The sequence below is a fragment of the Geobacillus sp. FSL W8-1251 genome, from assembly GCF_038005945.1.
In the GTDB taxonomy this organism is placed as follows: domain Bacteria; phylum Bacillota; class Bacilli; order Bacillales; family Anoxybacillaceae; genus Geobacillus; species Geobacillus stearothermophilus.
The window spans coordinates 1,096,732-1,114,068 of the sequence record NZ_JBBOUF010000001.1 but is presented as its reverse complement, the minus strand read 5'-3'; the positions used below and the strand labels follow the sequence as shown (position 1 = coordinate 1,114,068).

Genomic DNA, 17,337 nt, shown 5'->3' with positions numbered 1-17,337 from the left:
AAAGGCGCAGCTCCTTATTTTTTTGGCATTGGCAGTGAGGCAAACCATCGGCGAAACGTTTTTTCATCATGGTATCCTTCGATGCGTTTTGCCTCTTTGCCGTTTTCATAATGGACAATGGTCGGGGTTGCTTCAATATGGTATATGTCCCAACCGTCTTCAAATTCGAGCAAGTTGAACAATTTTAAGTCGATGCCCAGCTGTTTCGCCAAAGGAACGACGATCGGCGTTGTCCGCTGGCAGTGAGGGCATGTCGGGCTGTAAAAGTAAACGGTCAGCGTCTTGCCGTCAGCCAGCTGCTGTTTCAACTTCGCGGGCAAAATAATGTTGCGGTAGTTCGGGTCGTCAAGTTGGGCGATGGTGGCTGGGTTGAGCTCACTTTTATGGTAAGGATTGTTGCTTGCGGCTTCTTTTTGTTCGTACATCGTAATAAACGAGATCGCAGCGAACAGGACGACAATGATGCCGCCAAATGCGAGCAGTTTTTTCAACGTTCGCTCTCCTTTCTTTGCTGGCGCATGACGGTCCAACTTAACAACATAATGATCATAAAGGCAGTGAACGCCAAAAATGGAATGGTGATAAATCCAAGCCAGTTTATATATTGCCCTGTGCACGGAATGCGGCCGCAGCTGATGGCGTATTCTTGAAGCAGCGGAATTTTTTGCAATCCATAATGATACAGAGAAATACCCCCGCCAATCAATGAAAGTGTGAAGCTATAGCGAGCTGCCGCAGCGTCTTTGCGCACGATGGCGATTCCTAAAATGATGACTTGCGGATACATAAAAATGCGTTGAAACCAGCACAGGTCGCACGGAATGTACCCAAGCACCTCCGAAAAATAAAGGCTTCCGAGGGTGGCGATGAGCGCAGTCGCCCATGCGGCCAAAAGCAAGTGTTCCGCGCGTTTTTCTTGTTCCATCCTTCTCCCCTTCTTCCGTTGCAGACACCGTTGCCCGATCTTACACTGTTCAGCTCCATTATAAGGGATGGAAAACGGCACGTCCATTCATAACTGGCAAAGGGCAGGAAAGAAAACAACATTTTCTATCTATATCGCTCGACAAACGAGCCATACTAATCGGTGAAAGGGGAGGATCACATTGACGAACAACAGCGGAAACAAAGTGCAGGACATTATGACGAAAAACGTCGCAACGATTTCGCCGAACCAAACGGTGCAAGAAGCAGCGCAAATCATGAGCCAAAAAAATATTGGGGCGCTTCCGGTTGTGGAAAACGGGCAAGTCAAAGGGATGATTACGGACCGCGATATTACGTTGCGTGTTTCGTCCCAAGGAAAAGACCCGTCGACCGTCAAAGTAGCGGAGGTCATGACGAATCAAGTCGTCACCGGTACGCCGAATATGAGCGTGCAGGAAGCCGCGAATGTCATGGCCCAACATCAAGTTCGCCGTTTGCCGATCGTGGAAAACAACCAGCTACAAGGCATTGTTGCACTAGGCGATATTGCGACGAACAGCGCATCAAACGAAGCGGCTGAACAGGCGTTGACGAACATTTCGGAACCGTCGCAGCCGCAAGGGTAATGAGGAAAAAGGATGCCCATATTTTTCCAGGGTATCCTTTTTCTTTTGGCAGGTATATTGTATGATGGGAACGAATATATAAACGGGGAAAATGAAAATCAAGGGGGAACAGCGATGGAGTGGAGACAAAAATACGAACAATGGCTGCGTGAGCCGCAGCTCGATCCGGAATTGAAGCGGTTGTTGGAACAACGCCGCCATGATGAACGATGGCTGGAGGATTGCTTTTACAAAAATCTCGAATTCGGCACCGGCGGCATGCGCGGCGAGATCGGCCCGGGGACGAACCGAATGAACATGTATACGGTGCGAAAAGCGTCGGAAGGATTGGCGCGATACATACAATCGTTTGGCGATGAGGCGAAGCAACGCGGGGTCGTCATTGCCTATGACTCCCGGCATAAGTCGCCGGAATTTGCGATGGAGGCGGCGAAAACGTTGGCTACGAACGGCATTCAAACATACGTGTTTGATGAATTGCGTCCAACGCCGGAACTGTCGTTTGCTGTTCGCTATTTGCGGGCGTTTGCCGGCATTGTCATCACCGCTAGCCATAATCCGCCCGAATATAACGGCTATAAAGTATATGGAGAGGACGGGGGCCAGCTGCCGCCTGCTGTCGCCGACCAAGTGATCCGCTATGTCAATGAAGTCGAAAATGAGCTCGCCATTCATGTGGAAGATGAGAAAACGTTAAGAGAAAAAGGCCTTATTCGCATCATCGGAAGCGAAGTCGATGATGCTTATATCCATGCGGTCAAAACGATTTCCATCCATCCAGAGCTCGCTCGGGAAACGGCGATCAATATCGTGTTTACGCCGCTTCACGGCACGTCAAACAAACCGGTGCGCCGCGCGCTCGCTGAGCTCGGCTACCAAAACGTCTTTGTCGTCAAAGAGCAGGAGTTGCCGGATCCGAATTTCTCGACGGTCGCCTCGCCCAATCCGGAAGAACACGCGGCCTTCGCCATGGCGATGGAGTTGGGCAAGAAAGTGAACGCCGATCTGTTGATCGCCACCGACCCGGATGCCGACCGGCTGGGCGTGGCGGTTAAAAATGACAAGGGAAACTATGTCGTGCTGACCGGCAATCAAACCGGCGGCTTGTTGCTCCACTATTTGCTGTCGCAACGAAAAGCTCAAGGCACTCTGCCGGAAAATGGTGTTGTCTTAAAAACGATCGTGACGTCTGAATTTGGTCGGGCGATCGCCCAATCGTTTGGTCTTGAGACGGTCGATACGTTGACCGGTTTCAAATTCATCGGCGAAAAAATGAAGGAATACGAACAAACAGGGCAATATGCGTTCCAGTTCGGATATGAGGAAAGCTATGGGTATCTGATCGGCGGTTTTGTCCGCGACAAAGATGCCGTGCAGGCGGCTGTCCTCGCGGCGGAAGTGTGCGCGTTTTATAAAAAGCAAGGGCTATCGTTGTATGAGGCGCTCTTGCAATTGTTTGACCAGTACGGCTATTATCGCGAGGAGCAGCGATCGCTCACGCTGAAAGGCAAAGAAGGAGCAGAGGCAATTGCCGCGATTTTAGCGTCGTTCCGCCAACAGCCGCCGGTGGAGGCCGCGGGGAAAAAGGTGACGGTGATTGAGGATTACAAAACGAAAGAGCGGACGAACACGTTGACCGGCGAAAAAACGGCCATTGATTTGCCGACATCCAATGTGCTCAAGTATATCTTGGAGGATGGCTCGTGGTTTTGTCTGCGTCCATCAGGGACGGAGCCGAAAATGAAGGCGTACTTCGGCGTCAAAGGGACGTCGCTGGAGGACAGCGAAGAAAAACTAGTCCGCTTAACAGAAGCTGTCATGCGGCGCGTAAAGGATGTGCTCAGCACCGTTTCTCCTTCTTATGCGCAATGATCAGCACAATCTGCGGGGAATTGGCATCAGCCAATTCCCCGTTCGTCTTAGAGTAAAACTGCGCGTACTGCTCGACTCCCATTTTTTGTTCGCTCACTTCAAGCGCATGGTCAATATAGCGAAGCAAGGCGTGCAACCGCTCCTGGATGACGGAGTAATCATGTTCAAAATTATAAGCGTGGAGAAACTTTTCGATTTTTTTCGACAAAATATCATCAGGCGTACGCACCATTAAAATGAGCAAATTGTCCCATTCGGAGCGATGCGTGTAATAGAGCGCCTTATCATAGTCGACGGTGTTCAAGCGGCATGCCTCCTTTATCAAGAAGGAGTCATTGTTAGTGTATGACGGCGGGGCGTTTTGTTGCCCTGTAAATGTTGCGACAGAAGGCAAAATATAAATTGTAACCGAAATGAAAACGAAAAAGGAAAAATAAATGTTGCAATTTTGTGACAAGGATAGTATCCTCAAAATAATGGGATGATGAGAATGAACAAACGGCACGAAGGGCAAGAAATCATCAACATGTGCAAATGGATGGCGTCAGTGGGATTGATTGTCGGAGTTGTACTGTTTTTGCTTATTTTTATCGCAAGCGCTTACAACAAAGACTATTTCTTGACGATCATCAGTCTCGGCATTATCGGGACCTCGATGTTTATGTTCGTATTCGGCCTGTTTATGGGTCTGCTGACGGAAACGTACCATCGCGGCCCGCGCGAGAACGTATAGCGCGCATAGAGAATGAAAAACACCGGAGATTACCTCGGTGTTTTTCGCTTTTGCTGGATGTACCAATAGAAGATGGCGAAACCAAGAGCGACCAAAAAGACTGGAAATAAGAATGGACGGTAGGCATGGATGTACTGCTTGACGGCCATCCAGCGGCTTTCAAAATAGGAGCCGATCGTCAAAAAGACAGCGACCCACACCATCGCCCCGCTGTAGGCGAACAAAGCAAACTTTCTCCAACGGTAGGCGTTCATGCCGGCCCAAAAGGCGGCGAGATGCCGAACGCCGGGGATGAAATAGCAAATGAACAATACCGCTGGGCCGAGCTTCGAAAAAAGCGCTTTTGTTTGCTCGAGCCGTTTTTCTGTAAGATGGAGCTTGGGACCGAATTTATGCAAAAACGGTAGCCCGAGCGTAATCCCTAGCATATAGCTGAGCGAGATGCCAATGATGGCTCCAAGCCAGCAGGAAAGAAAAGCGAGCGGATACGAAAACGCCCCCGTTGAAACGCGGTAACCGGCATATGTCAACAGCAGCTCGTCGGGGATCGGCAGCCCAACAATGCCGAGCATCAGCGCAACCATAATGCCGATGTAGCCGAAGTGTTCGATAAGATAATGCAAATAGTGCTGCAAATGACCACCACGCTTTGCCGCGATTTCTTGTATATGACCATTATAAACCAACGGTCCACAAATGAAAATGGGGCGCTGCGCGTTCATGCCAAACGATGGAACGTATCAAAACACCGTTTCCCTCATACATTGTGATAAGAGGAAAAAGGGGGGGAGATGGATGCGGCAGGACGAGCTGAAAGAGTTGGAACGGGCGATTGCGGAAATTACGGAAATTGCGGAAGGATTTGGCCTTGATTTTTATCCAATGCGTTATGAAATTTGCCCGGCGGACATTCTTTATACGTTTGGTGCCTATGGGATGCCGACGCGATTTTCCCACTGGAGCTTTGGGAAACAGTTTTACAAAATGAAGCTTCATTATGATTTAGGGTTAAGCAAAATTTACGAGCTCATCATCAATTCGGACCCTTGCTACGCGTTTTTGCTCGATACGAATACGATCATCCAAAATAAGCTGATCGTCGCCCATGTGTTGGCCCACAGCGACTTTTTCAAAAACAACGTCCGCTTCAGCAACACGAAGCGCGATATGGTGGAAAGCATGGCGGCGACAGCGGAGCGGATCAAGCATTATGAACATCAATACGGAAAATTGGAAGTGGAAAAATTTTTGGATGCCGTCTTGGCCATTCAGGAGCATATCGATCCCTCGCTCCTGCGGCCGAAGCTGTCATGGACGTGGGAAGATACGGAAGTGTACGAAGAGGAGGAGCCTCCGAAAACATCGACGCCGTACGACGATTTATGGTCGCTTGACGAGCGAGACAAACTGAAAACGCCGCCGCGAAAAAAACGGCGCAAGTTTCCGCCGCAACCGGAAAAAGATGTGCTATTGTTCATTGAAGAATACAGCCGCGAACTGGAGGATTGGCAACGCGACATTTTAACGATGATGCGCGAGGAAATGCTTTATTTTTGGCCGCAGCTGGAGACGAAAATCATGAACGAAGGATGGGCGACGTATTGGCATCAGCGCATTTTGCGCGAGATGGATTTGACGAGCGATGAGGCGATTGAATTTGCGAAACTGAACGCCAACGTCGTGCAACCGTCGCGCACTGGCATCAATCCGTATTATTTAGGACTGAAAATTTTTGAAGACATTGAAGAGCGGTGGAACAACCCGACTGAGGAGATGAAAAAATACGGCGTCAAGCCGGGGTCGGGGAGGGCGAAAATTTTTGAAGTGCGCGAACTCGAATCCGACATTTCGTTTTTGCGCAACTATTTAACGAAAGAGCTCGTTATGCGCGAAGATATGTATTTGTTCCAAAAACAGGGGAAAGAATATAAAATCGTCGACAAAAACTGGGATCATATCCGCGACCAACTCGTCAGCATGCGGGTAAACGGCGGATTCCCGTATATCACGGTCAATGACGGCGATTATATGCGCAACGGAGAGTTGTATTTGAAGCATTGGTATGAAGGAATCGAACTCGATCTGAAGTATTTAGAAAAAGTGCTCCCATACATTTATCAGTTGTGGGGCCGTCCGGTCCATATGGAGACGGTCGTCGAGGAAAAGCCGATGTTGTTTACGTATGACGGGAAAACGGTGCATCGGAAATATTTATAACATGAGGGCAGGGATCTCCTGCTTTTTTTGTTTGTCACGATGAATATGTGAAAAAATGACACAAATTATTCAAAATCATGCCGGATAGCGTCCCCGATTTTATGAAATAATATGGAGTGGATAATTTGTGATGATTGTCACAAATTCTTCACCACTGTTTGTTCGCTCGGGGGGGGGTAGATATGTGGAAGCGGCATGAAAAAACGCTTGTGTTCGTTAGCTTTGCTGTTGCGGCTGTTGTCTTGCTTTCCTTGATTGGTCGCTTGTTTTCATAAGGGGGGATGAATCGTGAACGGTTACGATCCGGTGCTGCTTAGCCGTATTTTGACGGGATTGACGCTGACGGTCCACATCATTTATGCCACGATCGGCGTCGGGGTTCCACTGATGATCGCCATTGCCCAGTGGGTTGGGATTCGCAAAAATGATATGCATTACATCTTACTCGCTCGCCGCTGGACGCGCGGTTTTGTCATCACCGTAGCGGTCGGCGTGGTGACAGGAACAGCGATCGGCTTGCAGCTGTCGCTTTTATGGCCGAACTTTATGCAGCTGGCTGGCCAAGTGATCAGCTTGCCGCTGTTCATGGAGACGTTCGCCTTCTTTTTTGAAGCCATTTTCCTCGGCATTTATTTGTATACATGGGATCGGTTCGAAAATCAGAAAAAACATTTGCTTTTGCTTATCCCGGTGGCAATCGGGTCTTCAGCATCAGCCATGTTTATTACGATGGTGAACGCGTTTATGAATACGCCGCAAGGGTTTGAATTTAAAAACGGCGAGCTTGTCAACATCGATCCAATCGCGGCTATGTTCAACCCAGCGATGCCGACGAAAGTCGCCCATGTGCTGGCGACTTCGTATATGACGTCAGCATTCGTGCTTGCTTCGATCGCCGCTTGGCATTTATGGAAAGGCAATCGTCACATTTATCATCGCAAGGCACTTCATTTAATGATGAAAACAGCTTTTATTTTTTCGGTAGCCAGTGTATTGATTGGCGACTTATCGGGCAAATTTTTAGCCGAATACCAGCCAGAAAAGCTGGCGGCCGCTGAATGGCATTTTGAAACGAGCTCCCACGCGCCGCTCGTGTTGTTTGGCATGCTGACAGAGGATGGCGAGGTGAAGTATGCCATTAAAATCCCATATGCGTTAAGCATTTTGGCGCACAACCACCCGGGGGCGGTTGTGACCGGGCTGAACGAATTTCCGGAAGATGAACGCCCACCACTGTACATTCATTACTTATTCGATGTGATGGTCACGATCGGGGTGTTTTTAATGGTTGTCGCAGCCGCGTATTGGCTCGGATCGATTTTCCGCTGGAAGTGGACGGCGAAAAAGTGGTTTTTTGGACTGCTGGTGGCGGGAGGGCCGCTGGCGATGGTTGCGATTGAGGCGGGATGGTACTTAGCGGAAGTCGGGCGGCAGCCGTGGATTTTGCGTGGCTATATGAAAACGGCGGAAGGAGCGACATCGTCGGCGCATGTGGATACGATGCTTGTGTTGTTTTGCCTTTTGTATATGGTGTTAGTAATTGCGAGCGCAATAGTGCTCATCCGTATGTTCCGCCGCAACCCGGTTGAACGGGAGCTGGCAGAGCGGGCCAATAATGGGGAGGTGGCGCCATGACGCTCGAAGTCATTGGCATTTCGGTGTTATGGCTGTTTTTGTTCGGGTACATTATCGTTGGCTCGATTGATTTCGGGGCTGGGTTTTTCAGCGCCTATAGCCATTGGGCAAACAAACAGCATATTTTGCACCGCATCATTCAGCGCTATCTTTCCCCTGTATGGGAAGTGACGAACGTCTTTCTTGTCTTTTTCTTTGTCGGCATTGTCGGCTTTTTTCCGAAAACGGCGTATTATTACGGTTCTATTTTGCTTGTCCCGGCGAGCATCTCCATCATTTTGTTAGCTATTCGCGGCTCGTACTATGCGTTTCATACGTATGGGGGGACGGAACGGAACTGGTATTTAATCGCTTATGGATTGACGGGGTTGTTTATTCCGGCCTCCCTGTCCATCGTGTTGACGATTTCTGAAGGCGGGTTTGTGGAGGTAGGCGCCTCAGGCGTTACGCTGGATTATGGGAAGCTGTTTGCAAGCCCGTTGTCATGGAGCATTGTGCTGCTCAGTGTGACGAGCGTTCTTTACATTTCTGCCGTTTTCTTAACGTACTATGCGGACGAGGCCAAGGATGAACGGGCGCGGGCGCTGTTGCGCCGCTACGCTCTTCTTTGGAGCGGGCCGACGATGTTGTCAGCGCTGCTCATTATTTACCAGCTCCGCTACCATAATCCCGAGCATTACGCCAACCTATGGAATGTGGCGTGGATGCTGGTCATTTCCTTTTTGTGTTTTGTCATTACCGTTTGGCTGCTTTGGCGGCAGCGGCGGTTCGGCTGGGCGTTTATTGCGCTGGTGTTTCAATACGCGTTCGCCTTTTACGCCTATGGCATTTCACATTATCCGTATTTGTTATACCCGTATTTGACGATTTATGACGGGTTTACGAATGAGACGATGGCTATGGCGTTGATCGTCGCGTTTATTGCCGGCCTCCTGTTATTAATTCCGTCACTTTATTTGCTTATGCGCCTCTTTGTGTTTAACAAGGCGTACGTTAAAGGAAAATGGGAAGGGGGAAAAGGATAATGCAAACATTTTTGATCATGTATGCGCCGATGATCATCGTCGCCCTGTCGATCATCGCCGCGTTTTGGGCTGGTTTGAAAGATGTGCACGTAGATAAGTAAACACAATTTCAGCGTCTTGGTAATGCATAGTTTGCCGCCAATCGCCCACACTAGCGGATGACAACGAATAGAGAAAGGATGGGCGATCATGAAAGAAATATTGGAGCGTGTGAAAGAGCAGCTGGAACAATCGTTTGACGAACCGCGCTCGACGAGTCTTGATGGGGCGATTCATGAGCTTGAACGGTTAAAAGCGAGCGCCAGGGATAAACGGCAAATGATCGAAGATGTCATCCGTGCGGTGACTCACGCGCGCAATGCGCGAATGGAGCTGGCCGAGGCGGGAGATGAATCGGCGACAAACGCTTTCGCTGAGGCCTACCGGGCGCTCGATCAAGCGATTGAATCGTACAGTGGCGTCGATAACGACCCGGTGTAAGACGGATGGGGGCCCCCTTGGCCTTCTGTTGTGACGATTGCGGGGATGGCGGCGAGCTTTTACTTTTTATCACTGGCGATAAAAACGTTGCCGATCGGCACCGCCTATGCGGTGTGGACGGGAATCGGAGCGCTCGGGGCGGCCTTGGTCGGCATGTTGTTTTTAAACGAGCCGGTCAACGCGCTGCGGGTGGCGTTTTTGCTTTGCATTCTTGTCGGAGTCATTGGTTTGAAGTTTACGGCGGGGCAATAAATTGGATTCATTTCTTGCCAAGAAAAAGAGTTGACAACAGGTATAAATATTGAATATCATGAAAATATAAAAACGAATATAGTTTCTTTTGTTAAAGGGGAGTAGCTTTAACAGCAAAGTCGTCAGTTCAGGGCGCATGCCCTCGGCTTTGTTGGCAACGGCGACGTTGTTAGCGAGACCTTTACCGATGTTGGTAAAGGTCTCTTTTACTTATGAAGGCCTTTACCAAGGATGGTAAAGGCCTTCTTTCATGTCATGGAACAAAAGGGGGAAGATAATCGTAAAAGAAGATAGGTTCAGCTTCAAAAAGAACAAAAAGCGGAGGGGATGACATGCGCAAATGGTGGAAACGACTTCGCTTCATCGTCCATGTCCGGCGTTTTCTACCGTTTTTGTTCGAATTTTTCGTTTCTCATGAAGTGCCAATGCGAAAAAAATTGTTTTCTGTCGGTTTGCTGCTTTTGTATATAGCGTTGCCGCTTGACCTCATTCCAGATTGGATTGCGTTGTTTGGTTTGATCGATGATTTGACCGTCTTCCTGTTTATTTTGCAACAAGTCATCAAGATGGCGCCGATTTCGCTAAAGGAAAAATATAACTTGTGAAGGGGGACCTGAATCCGTGACAGCAGCTCATCAAAAGCACCGGAAAACGTAATCATATCAAGGGTTTAGCCCAGTTTCGGATGTTCACTTATTGAGTGAAAAGCAAAAAGTGTGATATTTGTTGATTTATCAAGCTTTCTCAGCAGTTTGAACGCGTTTTTATCACGGATTCAGGGGGGATTGTTCCATGGATGTATTGTCAGCGGAGTTTTGGACGGCGTTGCTGTCGATCATTATTATCGATCTTTTGCTGGCAGGGGATAACGCCATTGTGATTGGATTGGCGGCTCGCAACTTGCCAAAGCATCAGCAAAAAAAGGCCATCATTTGGGGAACGGCCGGCGCCGTTGTTGTTCGGGCGTTAGCAACGATTTTCGTTGTATGGCTTCTTAAAATTCCAGGCCTCTTGCTTGTTGGCGGTCTCTTACTTGTCTGTATCGCTTACAAGCTGCTCGTTGAGGAAAAGGGGCACGATGATATCGAGGCTGGGGGAAGTTTATGGGAAGCGATGCGCACGATTATTATTGCCGATGCGTTGATGGGGCTTGACAACGTGTTGGCGGTCGCCGGTGCCGCGCATGGAAATTTTCTCCTTGTTATCCTTGGGCTGCTCATTTCTGTTCCAATCATGGTGTGGGGCAGCACGTTTATTTTAAAATGGATCGAGCGCTTCCCAATCATTATTACGATCGGCGCCGGTGTCCTCGCCTGGACGGCGGCGAAAATGATCGTCGATGAGCCGTTTTTAAAGGCGTATTTTGCCAATCCTGCCGTGAAGTATGGATTTGAGTTGCTTGTTGTTGCCGCTGTCATTGTGGCGGGAACGATAAAAAAACGAAAAAGCGCCAAAGAGACGAAACCGAAAGCCGCCAATGAATAATTGGCGGCTTTTGTGGCTGGGCAATCACCAAGCGGATGGCTATTTCCATTTCAGCAGCAGAAATTGCAGCAGCCATCCAATGGAGAGCCCGGGGATGACAGATAAGATCGGCAGCCAAATCGGTCCAAAAAACACGCCGCCGATCGTCACGTGCGACGAGTACATCAAGCCGACCGTCACAAAGTAGGCGGAGACGACAAACGGCAAAAACGAGTACGGCGTTTGCCCGCCGCCAGCGTCTTTAAACGCATCCCACATGGCAAAAAAGTATAAACATGGATAAAACATCAGCCATCCGATATCGACAATGCGGGCGGCCTCATCCGTACGTCCCAAAAAGCTGAGGCGGATGGCTTCATTGAAATGGGATTGGGTGTTAATCACAAATTCCAACGCAATAAACAAAATTCCTTTTATATACTTTTTGTTCAACAGTTGCCCGAATCCAGGCAAAGCAATGCTCCATAACAATGCTTCGATCGCTTTCACCTTTTCGAACCCTTTACTGAGATAGTATTAGTTGATCGTTGCTTTGTCCGTTGCACCGTCAGATGGACCTGGAGACAATCGATGGGTGTAATTACATTTTTTTGGTTCATCACCAAAAGTTGTACTTGATTTTTTCTGAACATACTCTATTTACGCTTGTGAGGGAAAATCAACAAATCAGTGATTTTTGCACATCTTTGGGCAGGAAACCGTATTGCTTGTCAAGTACATGTTGTGGTGAAGAGCCTAAAACAAGTCTTTTTAGTAAAAAAATGGTTCATCACCAAAAGTTGTACTTGCACCTGTCATGAAAGTATGTTAGCTGTTTCTAGCCGAACCCGCAATGCAAAACGCTGGATATTTCTGTATCCGTATCCCCGACGTTTCATCAGCTTGATCTTGTTATTTGTTCCCTCCATTTTCCCATTTGAATAAGGGGATAAAATGCACGATATGATTTCGTCTGTTCGTTTGACGAGTGATTTTGCGATGGCGCGAACAGCAGAACAAGGACAAAACAAATACCGATGAACCCAGGCGTTCAAACGACGTTTCGCCTGTTGCTCATCTTTGCTTTTGAACACATAGCGAACATGTTGGAGCGATTGGTAAACAGACTTTAAGTAATCGCTTTCATTACACCATTCTCGTATGATTTGACGTTCTTCCTCCGTCAATTTCTCTGGGCATTGGCTCAATAAACGGCAAACGTAACGAACATTTCCGTGTTTCTTGCCTCCTTTGCCCAAATATTTGCGACAACGTTCTAACGCATCGGTAAACAGCTGAATGACATGGAAATAGTCGACGACATGTGTCGCCTCTGGGCAAACCCGTTGAATCGCTTTTTTCATCGCTGGAGCCAAGTCACTCACGACATACTGAACGGAACGAGATACATGAGCCAATGCACGCCCAATGGCTTCCTCGTTCTTTCCTGCTTCAACGGTATACACTTCTCCCGTTTCGGCATCCATGATCGCCACTCCATAGTCGTGCCCTTTTCGAAAAGCAAACTCATCGACACAAACCGCCTTTGGTTGGACGTCATTCGATAGGAAGGAAGGGGCATGGGTATAAAACCATCGTTCAACGGTCGTGTAAGGAAGCTTGAGCATACGAGCCACCGCCTGAATGGATGTTCCGATGCAAGATTGCGCGACCCATCGCTGAAAAGCATCCGTCGCCACACTTCGAGGAGAGATGGCTGGATACGACGTGCTGAACGTCACGCCACACGTGCTACAACGTCTGCGCTCGACAGGAAGTTCGATCCAAAAAATTCCGATTCGCTGAGCATAGCCATGCATCCATTGCTTCTTTTTGTCTGTCATTTTGATCGTGCGCTTCAAGCAGACAGGACATAACGGGCATTGTTCGGGTAGAGAAAGTTCGAAAATCCAACGTTCCCCTTCTTTTCGCACCTTTTGAATCAAAACATCTGGTAAATCGATGAGTTCTTTGATAAACTGAGAGTACATGCGAATTTCCCTCCATGGTTTGGTTTGGTCACCTTTACCATACAGGAAAATTCGCATTTTTTGTACCCTCTATGCACACCTACCTTAAATGATCAAGTACAACTTGTGGTGAAGAGCCTTGTTTTATACTTTTTTGCAATAGGAAGGCAGGAAAACTCTCCTACCTGAATCCGTGACAAAACATCTTTACAATGGTCGCAAACCGTTGATACGATAAGGGAAAACGACGTTGACGATTCTTCATCAAGTAGGTGATATGATGAAAGATTTCCCGATTCGGTTTGTATTGACAGATGAAGCGATTACCCCAAGTGCTGGGCTTGCTCTCGTTGGCTACTTACTGCACCAAACGAAACTGGATAAACGGGTAAACGCACTTCGGCTTCCAACGGTTCGTCGAGAAGTGCACATTTCCCATAGCGATGTCATTCGCTCGATGATTGGCTTGCTTGCCACAGGAAAAACGGATTTCGATCATATCGAAGCGTATCGTCAGGACGATATCTTTTCGGCATCGATGGGGATTCAGCACGTGCCTTCCTCTCCAACCTTGCGACAACGACTCGATCAGCTCGCTTGTCTTCCGATGACCGAAACGATTCTTTGGGAGGAGTCCATACGTCTGTTGATTCAACGACATGCCACTTTGTCCCCTTGTTGGACCAAAGGAAAGACGACATGGCTTCCCCTTGATATAGATGGTTCCCCATTTGACAACTCCGATACGAAAAAAGAAGGAGTCAGTCGAACGTATAAAGGATTTGACGGTTTTACACCGTTGTTTGCGTATGCAGGGAAGGAAGGGTATCTCGTTCATGCCGAGTTGCGTCCAGGGAAACAACATGTGCAAGACAACATGCCCTCGTTTTTAGTCACCGCTATCCGTCGAGCTCGTCAACTGACTTCATCTCGTCTGCTTGTTCGCATGGATGCAGGAAACGATGCAGAAGCGAATGTGCACGTATGCCTAAAGGAAGACGTGGACTTTGTCATCAAGCGAAACTTACGCCGAGAATCGAAAGCGCTTTGGTTCCAGATCGCTTCGCAAAAGGGCAGACGCGTCGATGATGGACAAAGCGAAGGAGTACAAACCTATGAGCTATGCCTTCCACAGAAGGCAGCGATCGATGGAAACACGTATACGTACGTTCAAGTCACCCAAGTGACGGAACGGACGATGGAACGCAATGGACAGCTGATGCTCGTTCCTGATTATGAAGTGGAAAGCTATTGGGTGCGGCTCAAAGGATACGAGCATGTTCGAATGAGCGATGTGCTCGCGTTGTATCATGACCATGCGACATGCGAACAGTTTCATAGCGAACTGAAGAGCGACTTAGATTTAGAGCGGCTTCCATCTGGGAAGATGAAAACGAATGCGCTCGTGTTGGTCATGGGAGCCTTCGTTTACAATCTTCTTCGTCTGATTGGACAAGATCTATTAAGCGATCCGAGACATCCGTTGCACCACAAAGTGAAACGCCGTCGCATCAAGACGATTATTCAGACGGTGATCACGATGGCAGGTCGACTCGTCCGCCGATCACGACAGATCTGGATGAAACTGACGCGAAGGAGTGGGTACAGTATACTCCTACTGAATGTGTATCAAAAATGGAAAGAGGCAAGATAACAAACAGATGTTCGGGTACTCATATCCATCACTCCCCCCTGTACTTTTTTTGTCTCTTTTTTGGTTTGTATCTCCATAAAAGAGGATTTATCTCGTTTTCAAACATGAAAGTGGTGCAGGGAATCATCAAAAAAAGGGATGTATGGATCATATATCCATAGAACTAACACCAAAATCAAAGTTGATTTCCAACCATCACGGATTCAGGTTTCCTATAGAACCAAACGATATGTTAGCTGAAGATAAAAAATACTTTAAATTTTTCTGAATAATGAATATAATAGTTGTGTAAAGGATTTTGACCAGGCGTGTTGATTATCCAATAAAATCCAAAGGGTATAGAAAAAAGAGCACCTTTCCTGTAGAATGTGAGTAACGACACAAACAAACCCAGGAGGTGCTCTCTATGAACAAGCATACCACACTCCCGAATTTGATGCAAAAACTTGTTTCGGATGAAGAGATTCAACTGATTGCCGAAGCGGTTGGGTATCGTGATTCGTCTCGAACCTTTACGTTGCGCGAGTTGATTCACTTCTTCCTGCTGGCCGCCATGCATCAATGGAAAAGCTTTCGCCACGGAGCCGATGTGGGGCCTCTGTATGGATTGCCGCGATTCCATTATTCCACAGTATCCAAGAAAGCGAAAGAAGTTCCCTATGACATCATGAAACGCTTGTTGGCGTTGATCATTTCCAAGTGCAACCGCCAAACCCGCCGTTCGCTTCGGTTTCCCAAACCGCTTCGGGTGGTGGATTCGACGACCGTCACGGTCGGGAAAAACCGCCTCCCATGGGCTCCGTATCACGGCGAACGCGCCGGAGTGAAGCTGCACGTCGCGTATTCGCCGGAATCCTCGTTGCCGGCAGACGTGGTGGAAACCATCGGACTGCGTCATGATGGCCCGGTGGGAGAACAGTTGACGAACGCTCAACAAGTGCTGGTGGAAGACCGGGCGTATTTCAAAATCGAACGCCTCGATCGATTTGTGGAGCAGCATCAGCTCTTTGTCATTCGAATGAAGGACAACATCGAACTTCATCAGAAAAAAAGCTTGAAACGCCTTTCCAGCACATCTTCATCGGTTCAAGCCGACTTCACGTGCCAGTTGGGGACGAAACAATGCCGATCGACCAAGCGTCACCGGGTAGTGATCTTTCGAGATGCAAATGGCCGCGACATTCGGGTCGTGACGAATCTCTTCCATGCGTCTGCGGAAACCATTGCCGACATGTACCAACAACGTTGGACCGTTGAAGTCTTTTTCCGCTGGGTAAAGCAATATCTGAATGTCCCAACCTTGTTTGGCACGACGGAAAATGCGGTATACAATCAGCTGTTTGGGGCGTTCATTGCGTATGTGTTGCTGCGATGGCTGTATGATCAAACCAAAAAACGGACGAACGTCTCTCTTTCCTTCATTTCGTTTGTTCGCCGTTTTTTCTCTGGGCAGCTTCCTCTCGATTGGAAATCCGGGATGGCCGCTGCTTTGTTTGAGTATGCCCAAATTTATGGAAGGCGTATGTATAATTTTGGATAATCAACACTCGTGGGTTGTTCTTTTCTTTGTTGATACAAACCGAATAGGAGAATGATGCTGGCAAAGAGATTTCCAATAAGCAATTGAGATGCAGCTACCATCCACAATGTTACATATGATAACTTGACATGCCTTTTGTTTTCTAAATCATTTACCGCTACTTTTGTTAATACAGCAAAAAAAGGATTTAGCATCGCTATAACAAACATAATGGTGATGATCGGCTCGCGGATTACCGGAGTGAAAAATGTTTGATGCGCATGAAGCGTCACTAAGTACAGGCAAGTGACAAAAATCAATGGCACTGCATAAAAAAAGTAAATGGCTGCTTTAAAAAAACAGCGATCAATTTTATAGTTTTGTGTACAATTCATCTGAAGTCCTCCTTGGTATGGTGAGTGATGTGGTTGACACCCCTGCATCATACCAAGAGGGCTTTTTTTGATCAAGTCCCCGGAAAAGCTCCTAACGGGAATGCTCCTTTTTTATATTATGATGAGCGCTTTCATTACTGTTATAGCAAATCGAAAATATGGGAACAATGGATTCCAGCCATTCTGGACCTAATCACACTTTCCGTTCTTTTTCACATTAGATAAGAATTTTCCCAGCTTCATCATTATGAGATGATCGTTACGATTCTGTTTTAAATCCCTTTTCTTCCAAAGCTTTCTCAAACTGCTCTCGCACTTGTGGGACCGATAAACCGACGATCACTTGAATTGCCTTGCCATTACGAACGACACCATGAGCTCCAGCAGACTTGAACACACTATCCGGCGCGACTTTTGATTCATCATTCACACTAACGCGAAGACGTGTGGCACAATTGGTAACCGCCTCGATATTTTCAGGACCGCCAAGCGCATCTAAAAATTGTAATGCTTGAACCGTATAGCTGTTGCCACTGCCATTTTGGTTAGCGTGTGAGTAAAATATTTG

Annotated in this window: 18 protein-coding genes and 3 pseudogenes; 13 read left to right on the top strand and 8 right to left on the bottom strand. The window is 47.8% G+C overall.

The genetic code is table 11. The features are described from left to right. Positions 1-14: 14 nt before the first annotated feature. Together NSS88_RS05840 and NSS88_RS05835 are read right to left on the bottom strand one after the other, a co-directional pair. Entirely contained in the window at positions 15-491 is a 477-nt protein-coding gene (locus tag NSS88_RS05840; protein ID WP_033013885.1) for a thioredoxin family protein, read from the bottom strand. After that, a complete protein-coding gene (locus tag NSS88_RS05835; RefSeq protein WP_033013884.1) occupies positions 488-925 on the bottom strand; it encodes a disulfide formation protein C in 438 nt (145 codons plus the stop codon). The genes NSS88_RS05840 and NSS88_RS05835 overlap by 4 nt, the downstream gene beginning before the upstream one ends. A 181-nt stretch (positions 926-1,106) precedes the next feature. On the opposite strand from NSS88_RS05835, the gene NSS88_RS05830 reads away from it, so the two are divergent. Together NSS88_RS05830 and NSS88_RS05825 are read left to right on the top strand one after the other, a co-directional pair. Then, the gene (locus tag NSS88_RS05830) at positions 1,107-1,553 is read left to right on the top strand and encodes a CBS domain-containing protein (RefSeq protein WP_011230073.1); all 447 of its coding nucleotides are present in this window, start codon (positions 1,107-1,109) and stop codon (positions 1,551-1,553) included. Positions 1,554-1,667: 114 nt separating this feature from the next. Next, positions 1,668-3,425, top strand: a complete 1,758-nt coding sequence (locus tag NSS88_RS05825; RefSeq protein ID WP_049625102.1) for a phospho-sugar mutase — start codon at positions 1,668-1,670, stop codon at positions 3,423-3,425. A 49-nt stretch (positions 3,426-3,474) separates the two neighbouring features. Here the strand turns inward: NSS88_RS05825 and NSS88_RS05820 are convergent. Next, a pseudogene (locus tag NSS88_RS05820) lies at positions 3,475-3,729 on the bottom strand (YhdB family protein); the annotation flags it as partial. Positions 3,730-3,909: 180 nt separating this feature from the next. Here NSS88_RS05820 and NSS88_RS05815 point away from each other — a divergent pair. Beyond that, positions 3,910-4,158: a hypothetical protein gene (locus tag NSS88_RS05815; protein WP_053532487.1), complete on the top strand. Its 249-nt coding sequence runs from the start codon at positions 3,910-3,912 to the stop codon at positions 4,156-4,158. A 29-nt stretch (positions 4,159-4,187) separates the two neighbouring features. Here the strand turns inward: NSS88_RS05815 and NSS88_RS05810 are convergent, their stop codons facing one another. Continuing rightward, positions 4,188-4,793 (bottom strand): DedA family protein, encoded by a 606-nt coding sequence (locus NSS88_RS05810; RefSeq protein ID WP_033013898.1) that lies wholly within the window; start codon positions 4,791-4,793, stop codon positions 4,188-4,190. A gap of 160 nt (positions 4,794-4,953) precedes the next feature. Between NSS88_RS05810 and NSS88_RS05805 the strand changes: the two genes are divergently transcribed. The 8 genes and pseudogenes from NSS88_RS05805 (at position 4,954) to NSS88_RS05775 (ending at position 11,252) form a co-directional block, all read left to right on the top strand. After that, a complete protein-coding gene (locus NSS88_RS05805; protein ID WP_341083560.1) occupies positions 4,954-6,375 on the top strand; it encodes a SpoVR family protein in 1,422 nt (473 codons plus the stop codon). A gap of 288 nt (positions 6,376-6,663) precedes the next feature. Next, positions 6,664-8,010, top strand: a complete 1,347-nt coding sequence (locus NSS88_RS05800) for a cytochrome ubiquinol oxidase subunit I (RefSeq protein WP_049625100.1) — start codon at positions 6,664-6,666, stop codon at positions 8,008-8,010. Beyond that, entirely contained in the window at positions 8,007-9,035 is a 1,029-nt protein-coding gene (locus NSS88_RS05795; RefSeq protein WP_033013880.1) for a cytochrome d ubiquinol oxidase subunit II, read from the top strand. Before NSS88_RS05800 ends, NSS88_RS05795 begins: the two co-directional genes overlap by 4 nt. Further along, positions 9,035-9,136, top strand: coding sequence for a cytochrome bd oxidase small subunit CydS (gene cydS, locus NSS88_RS16720; RefSeq protein WP_375153661.1), 102 nt, complete (start codon positions 9,035-9,037; stop codon positions 9,134-9,136). Before NSS88_RS05795 ends, cydS begins: the two co-directional genes overlap by 1 nt. Positions 9,137-9,224: 88 nt before the next feature. Next, positions 9,225-9,515 carry a hypothetical protein gene (locus NSS88_RS05790; RefSeq protein ID WP_033013879.1) on the top strand — a complete coding sequence of 97 codons (291 nt, stop codon included), beginning with the start codon at positions 9,225-9,227 and terminating at the stop codon, positions 9,513-9,515. Positions 9,516-9,527: 12 nt separating this feature from the next. Beyond that, a pseudogene (locus NSS88_RS05785) lies at positions 9,528-9,767 on the top strand (DMT family transporter); the annotation flags it as partial. Positions 9,768-10,099: 332 nt separating this feature from the next. Further along, the gene (locus tag NSS88_RS05780) at positions 10,100-10,372 is read left to right on the top strand and encodes a YkvA family protein (protein ID WP_033013877.1); all 273 of its coding nucleotides are present in this window, start codon (positions 10,100-10,102) and stop codon (positions 10,370-10,372) included. Positions 10,373-10,559: 187 nt separating this feature from the next. Beyond that, complete coding sequence (locus NSS88_RS05775) at positions 10,560-11,252, top strand: TerC family protein (protein ID WP_341083554.1); 693 nt, start codon at positions 10,560-10,562, stop codon at positions 11,250-11,252. Positions 11,253-11,291: 39 nt separating this feature from the next. On the opposite strand, the gene NSS88_RS05770 is transcribed toward NSS88_RS05775, so the two are convergent. Next, entirely contained in the window at positions 11,292-11,741 is a 450-nt protein-coding gene (locus NSS88_RS05770; RefSeq protein WP_014194961.1) for a hypothetical protein, read from the bottom strand. A 305-nt stretch (positions 11,742-12,046) separates the two neighbouring features. Continuing rightward, on the bottom strand, positions 12,047-13,222 hold the full coding sequence (locus NSS88_RS05765; RefSeq protein WP_041470235.1) for an ISL3 family transposase: 1,176 nt from the start codon (positions 13,220-13,222) through the stop codon (positions 12,047-12,049). A gap of 259 nt (positions 13,223-13,481) precedes the next feature. Between NSS88_RS05765 and NSS88_RS05760 the strand changes: the two genes are divergently transcribed. Both NSS88_RS05760 and NSS88_RS05755 read left to right on the top strand, forming a co-directional pair. Next, positions 13,482-14,855 (top strand): IS1380-like element ISGsp2 family transposase, encoded by a 1,374-nt coding sequence (locus NSS88_RS05760; RefSeq protein WP_287464754.1) that lies wholly within the window; start codon positions 13,482-13,484, stop codon positions 14,853-14,855. A gap of 406 nt (positions 14,856-15,261) precedes the next feature. Then, the gene (locus NSS88_RS05755) at positions 15,262-16,395 is read left to right on the top strand and encodes an IS4-like element IS5377 family transposase (protein ID WP_341083543.1); all 1,134 of its coding nucleotides are present in this window, start codon (positions 15,262-15,264) and stop codon (positions 16,393-16,395) included. Here NSS88_RS05755 and NSS88_RS05750 read toward each other — a convergent pair. Then, positions 16,365-16,769: a hypothetical protein gene (locus tag NSS88_RS05750; protein WP_341083539.1), complete on the bottom strand. Its 405-nt coding sequence runs from the start codon at positions 16,767-16,769 to the stop codon at positions 16,365-16,367. The two genes, NSS88_RS05755 and NSS88_RS05750, sit on opposite strands and share 31 nt — an antisense overlap. 259 nt (positions 16,770-17,028) lie before the next feature. Then, positions 17,029-17,292: pseudogene (locus tag NSS88_RS05745) on the bottom strand (glucose PTS transporter subunit EIIB); the annotation flags it as partial. Positions 17,293-17,337 lie beyond the last annotated feature (45 nt).